Origin of the sequence: Streptomyces sp. NPDC007905, assembly GCF_042959345.1 — a bacterium.
Classification (GTDB): domain Bacteria; phylum Actinomycetota; class Actinomycetes; order Streptomycetales; family Streptomycetaceae; genus Streptomyces.
Genome location: NZ_JBIBKS010000030.1, coordinates 63,718 through 81,459, shown reverse-complemented (window position 1 = coordinate 81,459; position 17,742 = coordinate 63,718). Strand labels below are relative to the sequence as shown.

At 71.5% G+C, this 17,742-nt stretch carries 10 protein-coding genes and 2 pseudogenes; 1 reads left to right on the top strand and 11 read right to left on the bottom strand.

Features of this window, described 5'->3' with window-relative positions:
* Window positions 1-95 precede the first annotated feature (95 nt).
* The 8 genes and pseudogenes from ACFZDC_RS36480 to ACFZDC_RS36445 all read right to left on the bottom strand — a co-directional run.
* Window positions 96-566 (bottom strand): annotated as a pseudogene (locus ACFZDC_RS36480) (ISAzo13 family transposase); the annotation flags it as partial.
* A gap of 52 nt (window positions 567-618) precedes the next feature.
* A pseudogene (locus ACFZDC_RS36475) lies at window positions 619-987 on the bottom strand (transposase); the annotation flags it as partial.
* Window positions 988-1,215: 228 nt separating this feature from the next.
* Window positions 1,216-2,097: an acyl-CoA dehydrogenase family protein gene (locus ACFZDC_RS36470; RefSeq protein WP_391330663.1), complete on the bottom strand. Its 882-nt coding sequence runs from the start codon at window positions 2,095-2,097 to the stop codon at window positions 1,216-1,218.
* A complete protein-coding gene (locus ACFZDC_RS36465; RefSeq protein ID WP_391330661.1) occupies window positions 2,094-3,206 on the bottom strand; it encodes an acyl-CoA dehydrogenase family protein in 1,113 nt (370 codons plus the stop codon). Before ACFZDC_RS36465 ends, ACFZDC_RS36470 begins: the two co-directional genes overlap by 4 nt.
* On the bottom strand, window positions 3,196-3,570 hold the full coding sequence (locus tag ACFZDC_RS36460; RefSeq protein WP_391330659.1) for a phosphopantetheine-binding protein: 375 nt from the start codon (window positions 3,568-3,570) through the stop codon (window positions 3,196-3,198). Before ACFZDC_RS36460 ends, ACFZDC_RS36465 begins: the two co-directional genes overlap by 11 nt.
* A gap of 77 nt (window positions 3,571-3,647) precedes the next feature.
* A complete protein-coding gene (locus tag ACFZDC_RS36455) occupies window positions 3,648-5,210 on the bottom strand; it encodes an amino acid adenylation domain-containing protein (RefSeq protein ID WP_391330657.1) in 1,563 nt (520 codons plus the stop codon).
* A 4-nt stretch (window positions 5,211-5,214) separates the two neighbouring features.
* Window positions 5,215-5,976, bottom strand: coding sequence for a hypothetical protein (locus tag ACFZDC_RS36450; protein ID WP_391330655.1), 762 nt, complete (start codon window positions 5,974-5,976; stop codon window positions 5,215-5,217).
* Window positions 5,977-5,982: 6 nt separating this feature from the next.
* Entirely contained in the window at window positions 5,983-6,129 is a 147-nt protein-coding gene (locus ACFZDC_RS36445) for a hypothetical protein (RefSeq protein ID WP_391330653.1), read from the bottom strand.
* A gap of 308 nt (window positions 6,130-6,437) precedes the next feature.
* On the opposite strand from ACFZDC_RS36445, the gene ACFZDC_RS36440 reads away from it, so the two are divergent.
* The gene (locus tag ACFZDC_RS36440) at window positions 6,438-9,992 is read left to right on the top strand and encodes a condensation domain-containing protein (RefSeq protein ID WP_391330651.1); all 3,555 of its coding nucleotides are present in this window, start codon (window positions 6,438-6,440) and stop codon (window positions 9,990-9,992) included.
* A gap of 113 nt (window positions 9,993-10,105) precedes the next feature.
* On the opposite strand, the gene ACFZDC_RS36435 is transcribed toward ACFZDC_RS36440, so the two are convergent.
* From ACFZDC_RS36435 to ACFZDC_RS36425, 3 genes are all read right to left on the bottom strand, one after another.
* Window positions 10,106-13,879 carry an amino acid adenylation domain-containing protein gene (locus tag ACFZDC_RS36435; protein WP_391330649.1) on the bottom strand — a complete coding sequence of 1,258 codons (3,774 nt, stop codon included), beginning with the start codon at window positions 13,877-13,879 and terminating at the stop codon, window positions 10,106-10,108.
* Window positions 13,880-14,028: 149 nt separating this feature from the next.
* Entirely contained in the window at window positions 14,029-16,920 is a 2,892-nt protein-coding gene (locus ACFZDC_RS36430; RefSeq protein ID WP_391330647.1) for an amino acid adenylation domain-containing protein, read from the bottom strand.
* Window positions 16,917-17,741: an SDR family oxidoreductase gene (locus ACFZDC_RS36425; RefSeq protein WP_391330645.1), complete on the bottom strand. Its 825-nt coding sequence runs from the start codon at window positions 17,739-17,741 to the stop codon at window positions 16,917-16,919. Before ACFZDC_RS36425 ends, ACFZDC_RS36430 begins: the two co-directional genes overlap by 4 nt.
* Window position 17,742: the final 1 nt, after the last annotated feature.

The window sequence follows — 17,742 nt, the reverse complement described above, 5'->3', positions numbered from 1 at the left end:
GGGTATTTACGGGGTGCTGGCATGGTGCTGGTGAATCTCCTTCGCCAGGATCGTAACCCTGGCATCAGGGACTCCACCAAACTCAGAGCAGCTCAGTCCGTGGTCTTGGCTGTGCCTTGCAGGCTGTATCCCAGGGAGTGCAGCAGGCATCCAACGGTGGCCGCGCTGACGGGGTGGCCCTGACCGGTCAGCGCAGAGGCCAGGGACCGAAGCGAAAGGGTGGTCCAGCGCAGGGGTGAGACCGGATCGCCCCGGGTGTGCGGCTCGATCAGAGCTTCAAGCGCGGGCAGCAGACCGGGGTCCGTGACCGTCACCGCCTTACGGCCGGCTCCTGGAGCCCGGATCCGCCCGGCTGGCAAGGGGCACCCCGACAGCTCGGCTATCCCGCGTGCGATGGTGGCTGCACTGGCGCCAGAAGCGGCCGCCACCAGCGTGATCCCGCCGTGGCCAATCGTGGCGGCCTCGCTGGCCAGGTAGAGGCGACGCTCATCCAGATGAGGAAGGAACTGATCGAACTTCGCCCTCAAAGCCACAACCGAAGCCCGAGCGGCCGTACGCGCAGTCACATCTCATTGTCCCGCCAACACCCGCACACCGAGCAGTAATTGAAATACAGGCCCCGGCCGTTCCAGAGTACTGACGCTGCACCCCTGCGGAGGTGGTGCCCTTCTTCACGAAGCCGGTGTCATCGAGGATCAACACACCGTCCGGCATGCCGAGTTGTTCGGTCACGTAGGCCTGCAGGTCGTCGCGCAGGCCGTGGGTATCCCACCGGCTGTGGGAGAGCAGGTGCTGCAGGCCCTGTGGGGTGGCATGACCGGCGTACTCGGCGAGTTGCCAGCTGTTCTTTCGTCCCACGGGGCCGAGCAGTCCGCGAACGTAGTCCCGCATCCGCCGCCGGGCCTCCACACGGCAAAAGCGGGCTCCGGTTCGTAGGAAGAGTTCTTCGAGTTCCAGGTCCCAGGCGTTCGTCGGTACGTCGTGCATCACGACAAGGAACTGCTCGTCACTCCGTCACTGCATGCGGCGCGGGCACACGTTGGTGGGACAGCCGGCCCAAGACCGCCCCACCCATGCCAAACCCTCGCTACACTCCCCACCTCCAAGCCGTTGACCAGGAGAAATACAGAAGTCCGGCTGGAGTACTAGGGGGGTGTCCGGCACGGCGACGGCCGGTGCGACGAGAAACTCTCGTCGCACCGGCCGTCGCCGTTGTCAGGCGAGGTTGTTCACCCTGCGCGCACCGGCCTCAGCCCACAAGGCGCGCGGTGAGCCGCTCACCGCCGGCAGTGCGCAGGCCGTGCGGAACATCGCGACGACCTGCGGGGCGCTCGTGCCGGCCGCGCCGAAGACCTGGACGACCGTATGGGCGCAGTCCAGTGCGGCCGACACAGAGGCCGCTGCGGCCGCCGGAGCCCGATGTCCGGCGCGCTCCCCCTCGTCCTCGGCCTGCGCCGCGCGCCACAACCCGGCGCGAGCGAGCGTCAGATCGACGGCGCCCCGCGCGATGCGATGTGCGGTGCCCTGGTGTTCGAGCAGGCGCCGGCCCGCGACCACCCGGCCACCGGCACGCTTCTGTGCCGACGCGAGGCAGCGTCGAGCCACTCCGCACGCGTACGCGGCGACCAGCAGCAGCCCACGGTCGTGGACGGCCTGCGCGGTGGAGGCGTCCAGGGTGATCTCGTCCGGCAGCGCGGTGAGCGCCGGCGGGCGCGGATCGACGAACCGCCACACGCCGTCGGCCTGCTGTAGCAGCAGCGGCTCATCGGCACGCGGCGCCGCGCCCTGCGCACCGGCCCAGGTCCGGAACGCCTCGGCGGCGGCGCCGTCTCGCGCCTGTGCCACGTACACGTCGAGAAAGGCGTGCACCGACCGCACCAGCATGTGGGAGCGGAGGCCGGCCCCCAGCTCCTCCAGGACGAGGCACCATTCGAGGGTGCCGAGCAGCGGCCTGGCGCCGGGTTCCGGCGCCAGCAGCGCGGACAGGCCGATGGCGTCGAACACGTCCCAGCCCGAGGCCTGCGGGGGCTCCGCCGCGTCGCTCTTGGCGATGGCCTCGATCAACTGGTGCTGTGCGGGATCCAGTTCGAGATTCACCGGATGGACCTGCCGATCATGAGTTCGCCCGCGATGAGGTCGAGTTGGAGTTCCTGCGCGCCGCCGGAGACCGTCAGCTCCGGGGCCTCGGCCGCCGCCGCGCGCAGCACGGCACGATGCCGGCCGTCCTCGCCGGCAGCCGGGCGGGAGAGCAACTCCTCGGTGGCCCAGCGCGTGAGGGCCTGCGCGGCCAGGCCGCTGGAGAGCTTGGCGTAGGCGGTCACGATCTCGTCGGTCACCAGGCCGTCGGCGGTGCCGGCCGCGTGGTAGGCGAGGGCGCGGGCGCCCTCGACCAGGAACTCGCATCGTGCGAAATCGGCCGCCTGTGCCTCCTGTTCACCGGCCGACAGGGCGGCGAGCTCCGCGCCCGCTGCGGTCAGCCAGAACTGGGCGCGGGTGAGGTAGTCGAAACCGCCGCGTTCGAAGCCGATCACGGTGGGCAGCAGCGCCCACCCCTTGTGCAGCTCGCCGACGAGGGCGTCACGTGTGACGCGTACGTCGTTCAGGGTCACCGTGTAGTAGGGCTCACCGACGGCGCGCGGGGTCGGCGCGATGTCGATGCCCGGGTCGGCCAGGTCGACCAGGAACAGCGAGATTCCGTCGTAGCGGCTGCTTTCCCTGCGGGTCCGCACCGAGCACAGCGCGATCCGCGACCACGGTGTGAGCAGGCTCCAGGTCTTGCGGCCGTTGATCAGCCAGCCGTCGCCGTCGGGCCGGCTACTGGTGGTGATGCGGGTCAGATCGCTGCCGGCGTCGCGCTCGGAGAGCAGCAGGCTGGCGAGCAGACGCCCGGAGGCGATCTCGGGAAGCCAGCGCCCGCGCTGTGCGTCGGTGCCGAACACGAGGATGGGGCAGCCGACGCCCTGGACCGTGATCAGGTGGGCCACGTCCGGCAGGCCGCGCAGTCCGATGCGTTCCGACACCGCCGCGTGGTGGGCGAACGACAGATCACGGCCGCCGTACGCGGCGGGGTAGTGCACGGCGAGCAGGCGTGCCTCGCCAAGGGCCGCGAACGCTTCGTGGACGTCCGCGTCCGGGCCGATGGCGTCGAGCACCTCGTCGACCTCGGCGACCAGTGCCGCCTGTCCCGCTTCGAGTTCACGACGCACCGGCGGCGCTCCGGGCGTTCAGGGCGGCGGCCAGCGACCCGGCCGGCGCGGCACCGGCGGCCGCGGACGCGTCGCTGTCGGCGCGCAGCTGCTCGACCTGCTCGACGAAGTCCCGCAGCACCGGGTGGTTGAAGAGGAGCGACACCCGCACCCTGACGCCGGTCTGCCGGGCCAGGTGGCCGACGAGATGCATCGCGAGGACGCTGTCGCCCCCGGCGGAGAAGAAATCCTCGTCCAGGGCGACATCGGCGCGCTCGAGGAGTTCGCCCGCGAGGGACAGCACAAGGTCGGACACATCGTCCGCGTCGCTCGTCCGCGCGCCGTCCTGCCGGGCCTGGTTCACTTCATCGGCACGGTCGATCATGGTGCCGGACCTCCGCTTCTCGCAGCTGTGTCCCGGCGGGGCCGGTGCGCCCCACGCGGGTCTGGTCGGGTGGTGGGTCAGGCGGGCAGCGCCGAGCCCACGGTGGTCGCCTCGGCCCGCAGTCGCAGCCGGTCGACCTTGCCGCCCGCCGCCAGCGGCAGCGCGTCGGTCCTGCGCCACAGGACAGGCAGCATGTAGGAGGGCAGTCGGCGCGCCGCGAAGGCCGTGAGTTCCCGTGCGCCCACGGTCGCGTCGGCGGCGAGCACGGTCACGGCGACCAGTCGGACGCCGGTGACGCCGGTGTGCGGGACCACGACGACATCGAGTACGCCCGGGTGCTCCAGGAGTCGGGCCTCGATCTCGCCGAGTTCGACCCGGTGGCCCCGCACCTTGACCAGGTGATCGGAGCGGCCGTGGTACACGATCTCCCCCGCCTCGTCGACATGCCCCAAGTCGCCGGTGCGGTACATGCGTTCACCTTCTCGGCTCGGGTCGACACGGGCGGTGAAGCGCTCAGCTGTCAGGGCCGCCCGGGCAAGATAGCCCCGCGCGAGCCCAGGTCCCGACAGCCAGATCTCGCCGACCTCACCGGGCGCGGCGGGCCGCAGCTCGTCGTCGAGGACCTCGGCGCGCAACCCCGCAACCGCCCTGCCGATCGGGACGTGCGGGCCGGTGTCGGCGTCCGTGCACCGGTGCGTGGTGGCCCACACCGTGCTTTCGGTCGGGCCGTACTCGTTGTGCAGCTCCACGCCCGGCAGGTCGGTCACATGCTGGCGCGCCAGCGGAAACGGCAGGGCCTCGCCGCCGACGATCACACAGCGCAGGCCCGCCGCGGCTTCCGGGTGGAAGCTCAGCAACGCGGCGTACTGCGAGGGGAGCCCGTCCAGGTGGCTGACCCGCTCGCCGACGAGGAGGTCGGCGAGGAGTTGCGGATCGCGGATCGACTCCTCGTCCGGTATCACCACCCGGCCGCCCGCCACGAGGGTGAAGTAGAGCCCCGCGGCGGCGGCGTCGATGGTCAGCGGTGCGAGCACCGCGTACGCCACCGGCTCGGGGTAGACCCCGAAGCGGGCCAGGGTCGAACCCACCACGGAGCGATGGGAGATAACCACACCCTTGGGGCGCCCGGTCGAGCCCGAGGTGAAGATCGCGTAAGCCACATGGTCAGGGTGGACCTCGGGCGGCACGGACCCGGCGGTGTCGAGCCCCGCCGGGGCATCGACAGGCACGAAACGCGCGCCGACGGCCCGGGCGATCGCCGCGTCGACACCGGTGACGAGCCGCAGAGAGGCATCGGACGCGATGAGCCGGACGCGGTCCTCGGGCAGGTCCACGGCGATGGGGATGTACGCGGCCCCGGCGAACAGTGTGCCCAGGAGAGCGACGACGCTGTCGACCGAGCGGTCGACGGCGACTCCGACGAACCCATCCGGCTCGGCGCCGGCACGCACCAGCTCGCGCCCCAACCTGCGTGCCCTTGCGACGAGTTGGGCATACGAAACCGACTCCCCTGCGGCCACGACGGCGACCGCGTCCGGGACACGTTCGGCGGTCGCCTCGATCAGGGCGTGCAAGGTGCCCGCGTGCGCGCCCGGCTCATCGGGGACGGCCTGTTCGAGGGTGGCCGGTACACGCTGCATGAACTCAACTTCCTTCACGGGAATCGACGGCTGCCGGCTCGCCTGGGGCGTCGCTCGCGGGGCGGTGCCGTTCGACGGCGGCCGCCAGCAGGCCACGGACCTCCGGCGAGTCGAGAATTCCGGTTCCGCCCTCCACCCGGTGCACCTGTGCGACGCCGCTGTCGACGAGGAGCAGGCCGAGCCGCGGATCGGGCCGGGCCGTGACCGCGGTGACCGCACCACCGGGCGCGGCGGGCGCGGCGGACCTGCTCGCCTGCAGAAAACGCAGCCAGGCGCGATAGCGGTCGAGCATGTCGTCGACCAGCTCATAGGCCACGTCGTCGCCGCCGTGCGGCGCGGCCATGGCGTCGCGGGCCCGGTCCAGCTCCTTGGCCCAGCGCGCCGGATCGGGGTCGGCCGCGGGGTCCACGAGGCCGGTCGGATCGATGCCCGTCGACTCGCACAGACCGACGAAGTCGCGGCGCATGTCGTCGGCCGTGACGGGATACGGGTCCACGAGCAGCGAGGGCGCGCCGGTCAGCTCGGCGACATGCAGCGCGAGAGCGGCCGTGCCGCAGTACGCCAGGATCAGTGCGGGCGCGTTCGGCAGAGCCGCGGCCAGCAGCGAGGCCTGCGCGGCGAGTTCGAGCGACCGCTCGACATGGTGGACGAGCGGGTCGACACGGGTGAGTTCGACCCCGTCGACCTCACGGGCCAGGAAGCCGAAGTCGGCCCTGTCGCCGACGCCTCGGAACTCCAGGGCGAGGACCGTGTACGTGCCAGTCACGACGGACTACCTCCCGGCCGGAGCCGGCACGTCGGCCACCGGTGCGGCACCACTCGCGTCCCGCTCCATGGCGGCGATCAGCGACGCGGTGCGCATGTCCGCCCCCTCCAGGACGAGGAACTCACCGTCCGCGTCATCGAACAGAAAGCCCACTGGATCCCCACCTTGCATGTGTCGAGCTGCGACGGCCGCATACGATGCGTCACGACCGTAGGAGACCGGGCGCTTGGGGATCGGCAGCGTCGGCGGCGGCCGGGCGGCAGTTCGCTCCGCTTCTCCTCGTACGTCACCTCATGCGTCGGCCGTTGCGGCGGCTCGTGCGTCACCGCGCTCGCGCCCCGTGCCCGCTGCCCACATACCCCGTTCACGACCTGCGCGAGTGCCTCGGTAGTGCCGCACGGAGTGCCCGTGCCGGGCGCGTGCTGCCTGTAACGTCGCCGGGAGACGCCTGAGGGAGAGCCGTGATTCCAGTTTCATTCGGCCAGCACCGGCTGTGGCTCCTGAACCGCTTCGAGCGAACCAAGTGGACCTACAACGTCGTGGTCCAGGCAGCGATCGAGGGGCCTTTGGACGTCGAGGCACTGGACGCGGCGGTCTCGGATGTGCTCGCGCGGCACGAGGCGCTGCGCACGAGCTTCCCCGAGGTGGACGGCGCACCACGGCAGCTGATCGGGCCCGCCGACGTCGAAGCGGGCCGGCTCGAGGTCGTGGACCTGCCCGGCGGCGATGTCGCCGTCCTCGACGAGTACGCCCGGCATGTCTTCGACCTGACGCGGGAGGCACCGGTCAGGGCGGTGCTCTTCACCGTGGCCGAAGGGCGGTTCGTCCTGCAGTTGGTGTTCCACCACATCGTGGTCGACGGGTGGTCGGTACGTCCGCTGATGCGCGATCTGGCACAGGCGTACGCGGCCCGCAGCACCGGCGCCCGGCCCTCGTGGGAGCCGCTGCCGGTGCAGTTCGCCGACTTCGCCGTGTGGCAGCGCGATGTGCTCGGCTCCGCCGACGACCCGTCGTCGCTGGTGTCCGCGCAACTGGACTTCTGGCGGTCAGCGCTCGCGGGTCTGCCGGCCGAACTGCCGCTGCCCGTGGACCGGGAGCGGCCGTCGGTACCCGGAGACCGGGGCGGCGCCGTTCCCTTCGCCACGGACGCGGGCCTTCACCACAGGCTGCGCGCGCTCGGTCAGGAGTGCGGCGGCACCCTGTTCATGGTGGTCCACGCGGCCCTGGCCGCGCTGTTGCACCGCTTGGGAGCGGGGGACGACATCGCCGTCGGCACGGTCACCGCGGGGCGTGCGGACGAGTCCCTCAACGACCTGGTCGGGTTCTTCGTCAACACCCTCGCGCTGCGCACGGACGTGTCGGGCGATCCGCCGTTCCGTGAACTCATCGCACGGGTCAGGGACTTCGACCTGGACGCGTTCGACCACCAGGACGCCCCGTTCGAGGACGTCGTACACGCCGTGGCGCCCCCGCGTCTGCCCGGTCGTCACCCGCTGTTCCAGACCATTCTCGCCATCCAGAGTCACGAGCCCGCCGAGCCTGAGTTTCCCGGCCTCTCGGTGACGATGCAGAAGTCGGAGGCCGTCGAACTGCACTCCGCCAAGTTCGATCTGTACTTCGACCTGTCCGAGACCTGGGACGCGGACGGCGAACCGGCCGGCATCCGGGGGCATCTGGTCTACGCCGCCGACTTGTGGGACGAGCGATCGGCCGCCGCGATCTCGCAGCGGCTCACCCTTCTCCTTCGGGCCCTCGCGGACGACCCGGACACGTGCCTGTCCGGCCCCGATCTCCTGCTCGACTGGGAACGCCCGTTCCTGACCGGAGAGTCGGCCACCGAGCGGCCGCACGACGACGGCATCGGCGACAGTGACATCCTGCTCCTGGACCCGTCCGGGACCGGCGAAGAGGCGGACCGCCCCTGGTGGATCACACGGTCACACGACGGCATCGCCGTAGTCGCGGGCGCCGGTGTCGACCCCACACGCGCCGCGGACCTCGTCAGGGAGCACAACGCCGGCGCGTTGGGACTGCCCACGCCGGCGCTCGCCACGATGCTCGCCAAGCACCCCTCGCTCTTCGACGGCCTGCGCCTTGTCACGGTCGCCGGTGAACTCCCCTCGCCCGACATCTTGTCGACGCTCCTGGAGGACCACCCGCGCCTGCGCCTGCGCTACGCCCCGGGCGGCGCGCACGACCGCGCCGTCCGCGTCCTCGACGCCACCGGCAGGCTCGCCCCGCTCGGTGTCCTCGGTGAACTGCACACCCTCGTCGACGGCTCGCACCGTCCCACCGGGCACAGGGCGCGGCGCAGGACCGACGGCCTGATCGAGTTCCCGCCGCGCGCCGGGTACGACGCCGTCGCCGACGCGACCGCCTCGCACGGTGGGCTCCGCAAGCCGCGCACGGCCGCCGAGGAGGTCGTCTGTGGCATCTTCGCCGACGTACTGGACGTCGCGTCCGTCGACGTACACGACAATTTCTTCGACATCGGCGGTCAGTCGCTCCTGGCGGTGCGGGTGGTCGGTCGGATCCGCGCGCTGTTCGGCATCGATCTCGAACTCGGCTCCGTTTTCCGGGCCCCCACACCGGCCCGGCTCAGCGCCCTGATCCGGCAGTCGACCCGGGGCGCCCGGGTCGCCCCACGACGGGTCACACCGCGCCCCGAGCACGTTCCGCTCTCGCCGGCCCAGCTGCGGCTGTGGATGCTCGACCAGATCCAGGGACCGAGCGCCTCCTACAACGTCCCCATCACCCTGCGGTTGCGGGGCGACCTGGACGCGACCGCGCTCGGCCACGCGATCGACGACGTCGTCACCCGGCACGAGGCGTTGCGCACGGTCTTCCCTGCCGACGAAGGCGAACCCTTCCAGTACCTGCTGGTGCCGGGCGAGGCACATGTCGAGTTGCGGCACGCCGAGAGCTCCGAGACGGCCCTGCCCGAACTCCTGACGGCCTGTTACGCCCATGTCTTCGATCTGGCCGACGGCCCCCTGATCCGAGCGCACCTCATCGAGATCGGGGCGGGCGACCATGTGCTGCTCCTCGTGATGCACCACATCGTGTTCGACGGCGGGTCCCATGAGCCGTTCCTGCGGGACCTCGGGGCCGCCTATGCCGCCCGACGCGCCGGTCGCGCCCCCGACTGGCCGGTCAGCGAGCCGCTGCAGTACGCGGATTACACCCTCTGGCAACTCGCCACGCTGGGCGACGCGGCCGACGAGGACTCCGTGGCGGCTCGGCAACTGCGGCACTGGCGGGACACGCTGGCGGGGCTGCCGCACGAGGCGACGCTCCCGCCGGACCGCCCGAGACCGGGCGCGTACGACTCGTCGAGCGACACCGTCGCGGTCTCGGTGCCGCCGGACCTGCATCGGGGCCTCGCGGACCTGGCGCGGGAGACGGGGACGACCCTGTTCATGGTGTTGCACGCGGGGTTCGCAGCGCTGCTCGCCCGCCTCGGCGCGGGAAGCGACATTCCCATCGGCACCCCGGTCGCGGGGCGGGTGGACGAGGCTCTCGACGATCTGGTCGGGTTCCTCACGAACACCGTCGTTCTGCGCACCGACCTGTCGCGGGACGTCCCCTTCCGCGAGTTCCTCCGGCACGTACGCGACGCGGACCTCGCCGCGTTCGGGCATCAGGACGTCCCGTTCGACCATGTCGTCCAAGAGCTGAATCCGCCGCGTATCGTCTCCCGTAACCCGCTGTTCCAGGTGGGTTTCGCCCTCGAGCACCACGCACCGCTCGCGTTCGCCGCGGACGGCCTTGCGGTCGAGCCGGTGCCCATGCGCGGTGTCACCGCCAAGCTCGATATGGACGTGACGCTGACCGAGCGGCTCGACGACGGCGGTGCGCCCGCCGGCATCACCGGAACCGTGGAGTTCCCCGTCGCCCTCTATGAGCGGGCCACGATCGCGCGTGCCGTCGACGACTACGAGGTCGTCCTCAGGGCGGTCCTCGACGATCCGGACGTTCGCCTGTCGGCCATGGGCGTCGTCGACAAGGACGGCTGAACGACCCGTCGCCATCGGCAAGCGAGGCGCCCGAAGCTCCCGAAGAAAAGCGTCGGCGCTCCCGGCCTGTGCCAAGAGCGCCGACGCTTCGGTTTGCGTACGCCCGCCGTGAATCAGGTGGTCTCGCGCGGACGTGGCCGCAGCGCGGGTCGGGTCCGCAGCACGGGGCGGGCTGCGCGACCGGCGTCGAGGACCCCCGCCAACCCCGCCGGTGTGGGGTGGTCGAACAGGGCCTTCAGCGGGACCTCGACCCCGAAGTCGTCCTTGACGCGGTTGAGCAGACGGGTGGCGAGCAGCGAATGGCCGCCCAGGGCGAAGAAGTTGTCGTCCTCGGACACCGTGTCGCTTTCCAGGACCTCGGCGAACAGTTCGCGCAGCAGGCCCGTGCGCGCTTCGGGGCCGGGCAGGCTCGGGCGCTTGCCCGGGATGGCACCGGGCAGGCCCTGGCGCTTGTCCTCCGTGGCGGCCGCACGACTCTTGTCCGCGGACCCGGTCGGCGACGCGGTGGACCCCGCATCCCGCACGCTGCCCGGCTCCTGGGGGCGAGGCTCCGCCTTGCGGGCCTCGATGAGCCGGCCCAGCGCTGCCGGGGTGGGCTGCTCGAAGACCGTCTTGAGCGGTGGTTCGACCCCCAGGGCGGTGCCGATGCGCGCGGTCAGCTCAAGCGCGGTCAGCGAACTGCCGCCCAGATCGAAGAAGTTGTCGTCGATGCCGACCTCGGACGCGGAGAGCACTTCGGCGTAGATCCCGCACAGCGCCTTCTCGATGGCGGTGCGCGGGGCACGCCCCGCGGTGTGGCCCTGGTGTGCGGGCAGGGCCTTGCGGTCCAGCTTGCGGTTGGGGTTGAGCGGCATCTCGTCGAGTTGGACGAACGCCCACGGCACCATGTAGTCGGGCAGCGTCTCGGCGACGTGTGCACGCAGCGCGGCGGGGTCCACCGGGCCGGTTTCGGATACCACATAGGCGACCAGGCGCTTGGTGCCGGGACGGTCCTCGACGGCGAGCACCGCGGCCTGCGCCACGGTGGGATGGCGGCGCAACGCTTCCTCGATCTCGCCGAGTTCGATGCGGAAGCCGCGGATCTTCACCTGGTGGTCGACCCGGCCGAGGAAGACCAGGTGGCCGTCCTTGCGCCACCGCACCAGGTCGCCGGTGCGGTACATCCGGCTGCCCGGCCGGTCGAAGGGGTTGGCGACGAAGCGGGACGCCGTCGCGCCCGGCCGGTTGAGGTAGCCGCGAGAGAGCTGTTCGCCCGCCAGGTACAGCTCGCCCACGACACCGGCCGGCACGGGCTGCATCCGGCCGTCGAGCACGTACCCGCGCATATTGCCGATCGGCCTGCCGAGCAGCGGCTCGTCGGGCCAGTCGGCCGGCGCCGCCGGGAAGGAGTGGGCGATCGCCAGATGGGTCTCGGTGGGCCCGTAGTAGTTGTCGAGTCGGCGCCGGGGCGGCTCGAAGAAGCGCATGAGGCGCGGCGAGAGGGTCAGCGCCTCGCCGCCCTGGGCGATCATCCGCAGCTCGGGAAGCTCGATGCCGGTGCGCTCCGCGACCTCGCAGAGGGCGTCGAGCACGAGGTTGGGCAGGTTCATGTCGTGGACATCGTTGTTCACCAGCCAGCGCGCGAACAGATCGATGTCGCGCCGCACTTCCTCGGGCGGCACCACGAGGCAGCCGCCGCTGAGGGTGGCGAAGAGGACCTCGAAGGCGGAGGTGTCGAAGCTCAGCGAGGAGAACTGCGCCATCCGGCCCGGGGTGAGGGTGGTCTCGTACCACGTGAGCAGACTGACGAGGGAGTGGCCCGGCATGACGACGGCCTTGGGGCGGCCGGTGGAGCCGGAGGTGTAGATGACGTAGACGGGGTGTTCGGGGCGCAGCGGCGCGAGGCGGTCGGCATCCGTGATGCCGGTCGCCGGCAGGTGGTCGACGTCCACGGGTTCGGTCAGGGTGAGGACGGGCTTGGCGTCCTCACGCATGAACTCGATGCGGTCGGTGGGGTAGCTCGGATCGATGGGCAGATAGGCGCCGCCGGCCTTGAGCGTCGCCCACAGGGCCACGATCACGTCGACGGAGCGGGGCATCGCGAGCGCCACCACGGTCTCCGGGCCGACACCGTGGGCGACCAGGTGCCGGGCCAGGCGGTTGGACCGGGCGTCGAGTTCGGTGTACGTGAGAACGGTGTCGTCCATCTGTACGGCGGGCAGATCGGGGGTGCGGGCGGCCTGGGCCGCGAGCATGTCGGGCAGGGTGACGCGGGGGACCTCGAACGTCGCCCTGTCGTTCCACTCGACCAGCAGCCGATGCCGTTCGGCCGGATCGAGTACGTCGATCTCGCCGAGCCTGCGCAGTGGGTCGCCGGCTGCGGCGGTGAGCACCCTAAGCAGCCGTTCGCCCAGGGCCTGCGCGGTGTCCCGGTCGAAGAGGTCCGTGCTGTAGCCGACCGCGACGTCGAGGCCGTCGGGGGTGCCGTCCGCGGTGTGCCGCGCCTCGAAGTGGACCGTGAGGTCGTGCCGGACCGGAGCGCGCCACCGGTCGTGCCGCTGTGCTTCGAGGCCGGCCAGACGGATCGCCGGTGCGCTCGGCCCGGTGGTGACGAGGACCTGGAAGAGGGGGTGCCGGGATTGCGAGCGGGGCGGATTGACCGCGTGCACCAGCTGCTCGAACGCGATGTCCTGGTCGGCGTAGGCGTCGAGGTCCGCCTCCCGGACCCGGGACACCAGGTCGGCGAAGCTCGGGTCGCCGGAGACGTCGGTGCGCAGGACGAGCAGGTTCTCGAACCGGCCGACGACCTCGTCGAGGGCGGCGTCGACGCGGCCTGTGACCCGGGTGCCGAGGGGGATGTCGTCGCCGGCGCCGAGCTTGCCGAGCACGGTCGCCACCGCGGCCTGGACCACCATGAAGAGGGTGGCGTGCCGTTCCCGGGCCAACTCGGCAAGCTTTCCGTGGGCCTCGGCCCCGAGGTGGAACCGCGTCTCCTCGCCGCGGTGCGACAGGACGGCCGGCCGGGGGCGGTCGTAGGGCAGGGCCAGTTCGTCCGGCATGCCGGTGAGGGCCTTGACTCGCTCCGTGAGCCGGGACGTGTCGAGCGGGTCCGTACTGGCCCGGTTCCGCTGCCGAAACGCGAAGTCCAGGTGCTGCGCGGCCCGTTGTGGCCATTCGGGGGCGGCGCCGGCGAGGCGAGCCGAGTAGGCCGTGTGGAGGTCCACGGTCAGGAGTCCGAGGGATGTCTCGTCCACGGCGATGCGGTGCGCGAGGCACAGCAGGACGTGATCCTCGGGGCCCGTCTGCAGGAGCCAGGTCCGCAGCGGGATCTCGGTGGTGAGGTCGAAGGTGTACGCGGCGAGGCCGGCGAGGCGCGCGTCGAGTGCCTCCTGCGCGACCCGCTCGAACTGGAACCCGGCGCGTGCCTCGACCACATGCTGCGTCGGCACGCCGTCGACGGCGCGGTGCACGGTTCTCAGCGCCGCGTGTCGGGCGACCACGTCGTCCAGGGCGACGCGCAGCGCGTCACGGTCGAGGGTTCCCTTGAGCCGCAGCGCGAGCGGCACGTTGAAGTCGCCGCCGGGTCCCTCGAGTCGCTCGCGGAACCACACGCCGTGTTGGGCGAAGCTCAGCGGGGCGCTGTCCCGGTGCGCGTCGGGCGGCGGGTCCTGGGGCCGCCCGGCTCGCGCCCCGGCGAGCAGGGCGGCCAAGGCGGCAGGGGTCTCAGCGTCGAAGACGTCCCGTACATTCAGGTCCACGTCGAACCGGGCGCGTATCCGCTTGCTCAGCTGGAGTGCCGTCAGCGAGTCGCCGCCCAGGGCGAGGAACGAGTCCTGCGCCTCCACGCCAGCCACGCCCAGGATGTCCGCGAACACCTCGCGGAGCCCCTGCTGGAATTCGTTGTTCACGCTCACCATCACTACTTGTCGACAGTTCTGCCGTCGTCAGGGCACGGGCACCGTTCAGTACGGTCCAAGCTAGAACCACGCACCGGCGCCACCGGCGTCATCGGCGGCAGCCGGGCGGCAGTTGGCCCGACCGGCCGTCGCCCCTCGGGTCACGGCGCGGACTGGGAACGGACCGCCTCGACGAGCCCGCGAATGGTCGGATGGCGGTACAGCTCCCGCAAGGACAGCTCCGGCATTCCGCGTTCGCGCGAGGCGGCGGCGAGGCGTACGGCGAGCAGCGAGTTTCCGCCGAGGTCGAAGAAGTCGTCGTCGGGCCCGACCTCCAGGCCCAGTACGGCGCTCCACACCTCTTGCAGGCCCCCGATGAGGGCGTCGTCCCGCCCCAACTCGCCCGGACTGCCCGGCTGTTCGGGTTTCTGGACCTGGGCGGACTGCCCCGTCCCGCTCACAGGGCGGCGGTCGGCGACCGCGCCGTTCGGCATAGTGGAAGCGGGCAGTCGGCTCGTGTCGACCTTGCCGCTCGGCGTCAACGGAAGGTACGGCACGGCGGTGACGGAGGTGGGCACCATGTAGTCGGGAAGGATGCGGCCCACGCGCCTGCGCACCTCGGCGGTGGACGACTCGTCGAGGACCACATAGGCGTCGATGCCGGCCGTGGCCGCGTCGCCGGGCCGCACCACGACGGCCGCCGCGGTCACCGCCGGGTCCTCGGTCAGGACCGAACGGATCTCGTCCAACTCGATGCGGAATCCGCGGATCTTCACCTGGTTGTCGATCCGGCCCACGTGCTCCAGGGTGCCGTCCTGCAGGAGCCGTCCGCGATCACCGCTTCGATAGAGCCGACGGTCGTCGCACGGGCCGCCACCGGACGCGTCGTCACCGGAGCGCTCGTCACGGAACGGGTCGGTGATGAACCGTTCGGCATTGAGCTCGGGGCGGTTGAGGTAGCCCAGTGCGACGCCGGCCCCGCCGACGTGGATCTCCCCGGCGACCCCCGGCGGCACCAGCCGCCCCGCGGTGTCGACGACGCGCACCTGCCAGCCGGGCAGCGCCTTGCCCACCGACCGGGACGCCTCGAGGGCGAGTCGGCGGGTGACGGTCTGGGCCGTGACGTGCACCGTGGTTTCGGTGATCCCGAACATGTTGACGACGCGGCAGTGGGTCTCGGGGTGCCTGTCGAACCACGGCAGGAGCAGCCCGGTGTCCAACGGCTCCCCGCCGAAGATCATCAGTCGCACCGCGAGTTCCCGCGGACGTGTCCGGTCCACGTCGGACAGCTGGATGAACGCGGACGGGGTTTGGTTGAGGACCGTGACCCGCTCGTCGGCGAGGAGGTCGTGGAATTCCTCCGGCGAGCGTGACGCCCAGAACGGCACCACAACCAGCCGTGCCCCGGTCAGGAGGCACCCCCAGATCTCCCAGACCGAGAAGTCGAAGGAGCTGGAGTGGAACAGGGTCCAGACGTCCGCCGCCGCGAGCTCGAACTCGTCGCGCGTCGCGTCGAGGAGCGCGATCACGTTCTGGTGCGGGACGACGACTCCCTTCGGGCGGCCGGTGGAGCCCGAGGTGTAGATCACGTACGCAGGATCCGTCGCCGTCGCGGCCACGGCCGGCGGTCCGTCCGCAGCGACGCCTGCACCCAGCTCCTCCAGCCTCTGGGGGCTGACCAGGCGCGCGTCGGCGGGGAACTCGTCCCGTGTGGTGACAACGACGCCGATCCCGGCGTCCGTCGCGGTGTAGGCGAGCCGCTCCACGGGATAGGACGGGTCCATGGGGACGTAGATCGCGCCGGCCTTCAAGACCCCGAGCATCGCCGCGACGAGCCCGCCGGAGCGCTCCAGGGAGATGCCGACCCGGTCTCGCTCGCGCACACCGATCTGCCGCAGACCGTGGGCGAGGCGGTCGGAGAGCTCGTCCAACTCCCGGTAGGTGACATGGTGTTGCCCGTACGACAGGGCGACCGCGTCCGGCCGCTCGGCGGCCCGCGCGGTGAACACGTCGTGGATGCACCCGGCCGTGCCGGGCGCGAGTGGCGCGGAGTCTCCCAGGGCGAGGATGCGCCGCCTCTCCGGCTCGTCGAACAACTCCGCCTCATCGGCCGGCAGATCCGGAGAGGTGAGCACCTGCCGGTGCACGGCGGCGAGATGGCGGACGAACTGGGCGGCCATCCCCGGTGCGATGGTCTCGTCGTGGGCGTACCGCAAGCGGGTCGGCCCGACCTCGATGGTGAGCGGGAACGGTGGCCTCAGCCAGGCGCGGTACGCGCCGTGCCCCGCCTCGGGCTCGATGCCGGCCGACTCGTGCTCGGTGTCGAAGCTGCCGAAGGCGTCGCAGACGAGCCCGACCGGGGCAGGGGCGGACGCCGGCTCGGCGGACGACCTGAAGTGGGCCGCCACCTCGGCGAGGCTGCCCCGGGATGCCGGGATGTCGTAGTGCGCAACGGAATCGAATCCGCCGAGGGCGAGCTCCGGGCGGTCCACTGCGGGCAGCACGGCGGCCATCGATCCTTCACCGTCTTGGTAGCGCGCCAAGACCGTGGCGAGCGCCGCCAGCCAGGTGCCCGGGTCGCCGCCCGCCGCCCCTGATCCGCTCAGCTCGTGCACGCCCCCGCCGGCGTGCGAGCCCCTGCCCGCCCACGCGGGCGTGCCGGTCGGGACCGGATTCCGCTCGGCCGGCGCGTCGGCCGACCAGCAGAGCTCTCGCTTCTCACCGGCGACCAGGTCGGCGAGGAGCCGCAGCGAACGCCGGTCGGCGGCGGTCCGGTGTGCGACCAGGACGAGGTCGGCCCGTCCGTCGTACCGGCACAGCAGCACCGCTCTCAGTCCCTGTTCCGGGGTCACCGGGAAGGCGTGCTCGGCGTCGAGTCGGCGTCGTATCGCCTCGTCGTCCTGAGGCGCCCGCTCGATCCACAGCGCGGGCGAGATGTGACCTTCCACGGCCGGACGAGCACGGATGATCGAGGCGAGTCGCTCGGCGAGCGCGTTCGGATCGACTTTCCCGGGCAGCCGCACCAGAAGGCTGTGGCAGAACTCCGCGCTCATCGACTCGTGAACCCTCCGTCAACGGTGATCACAGCTCCGGTCACCTGGCGGGATTCGTCCGAGGCGAGCCACACCGCGGTCTCGGCGACGTCCTCGGGCTCGATCAGCGCATTCATCGGCTGGGCCTGGACAAACGTGGCCTCGTGTTCGCCGACCGGCACGTCGAGCGCCCGGGCGATCTCGGTGAGCATCCGGCCCTCGACCCATTCCGCGTCGCGCACCGACCCGGGACACAGCGCGTTGACCCTGACCTTCATCGGCGCGTAGTCGAGTGCGGCGGCCTTGGTCAGGCCTATCAGGCCGTGCTTGGCCGCCACATAGCCGGCGAAGTTGCGGTAGCCGACGAGCCCGGCGGTGGACGCCACGTTGATGATGCTGCCGCTGCGACGAGCGGTCATCGCCTCGGCGACCGCTCTGGTCATGCGCCACGCCCCGGACAGGTCCACATCCAGCATCAGCTGCCACTCCTCCTCGGATATCCGATGGACGGACTTTCCCGAAGGAGCGGCGATGCCCGCGTTGTTCACGAGCACGTCGATCCGGCCGAAGCGATCCAGGGCGGTGCGGGCGACGTCGTCCACCGCCGCCGTGTCCCGTACGTCGGCCTCCGCCGTCACAACGACCGCGCCCTGGGCGCGGCACAACTGTGCAGTGTGCGCCAACTGGCTTGCGGAGCCCAGCGGATACGGCACCCCGGGCAGGTCCTTGGCGATGTCGACGAGCAGCACACCGGCTCCCTCGCGGGCGAACGCGACCGCGCACGCCCGTCCGAGGCCGCGGGCCGCGCCCGTGATGACGGCCGCCTTTCCTGCGAGGCGCATG

Excerpts from the sequence above, each read along its gene's own strand:
- ACFZDC_RS36460 (WP_391330659.1), bottom strand. The coding sequence starts at position 3,570 with ATGATCGACCGTGCCGATGAAGTGAACCAGGCCCGGCAGGACGGCGCG.
- ACFZDC_RS36455 (WP_391330657.1), bottom strand. The coding sequence starts at position 5,210 with ATGCAGCGTGTACCGGCCACCCTCGAACAGGCCGTCCCCGATGAGCCG.
- ACFZDC_RS36430 (WP_391330647.1), bottom strand. The coding sequence starts at position 16,920 with ATGAGCGCGGAGTTCTGCCACAGCCTTCTGGTGCGGCTGCCCGGGAAA.
- ACFZDC_RS36425 (WP_391330645.1), bottom strand. The coding sequence starts at position 17,741 with ATGCGCCTCGCAGGAAAGGCGGCCGTCATCACGGGCGCGGCCCGCGGC.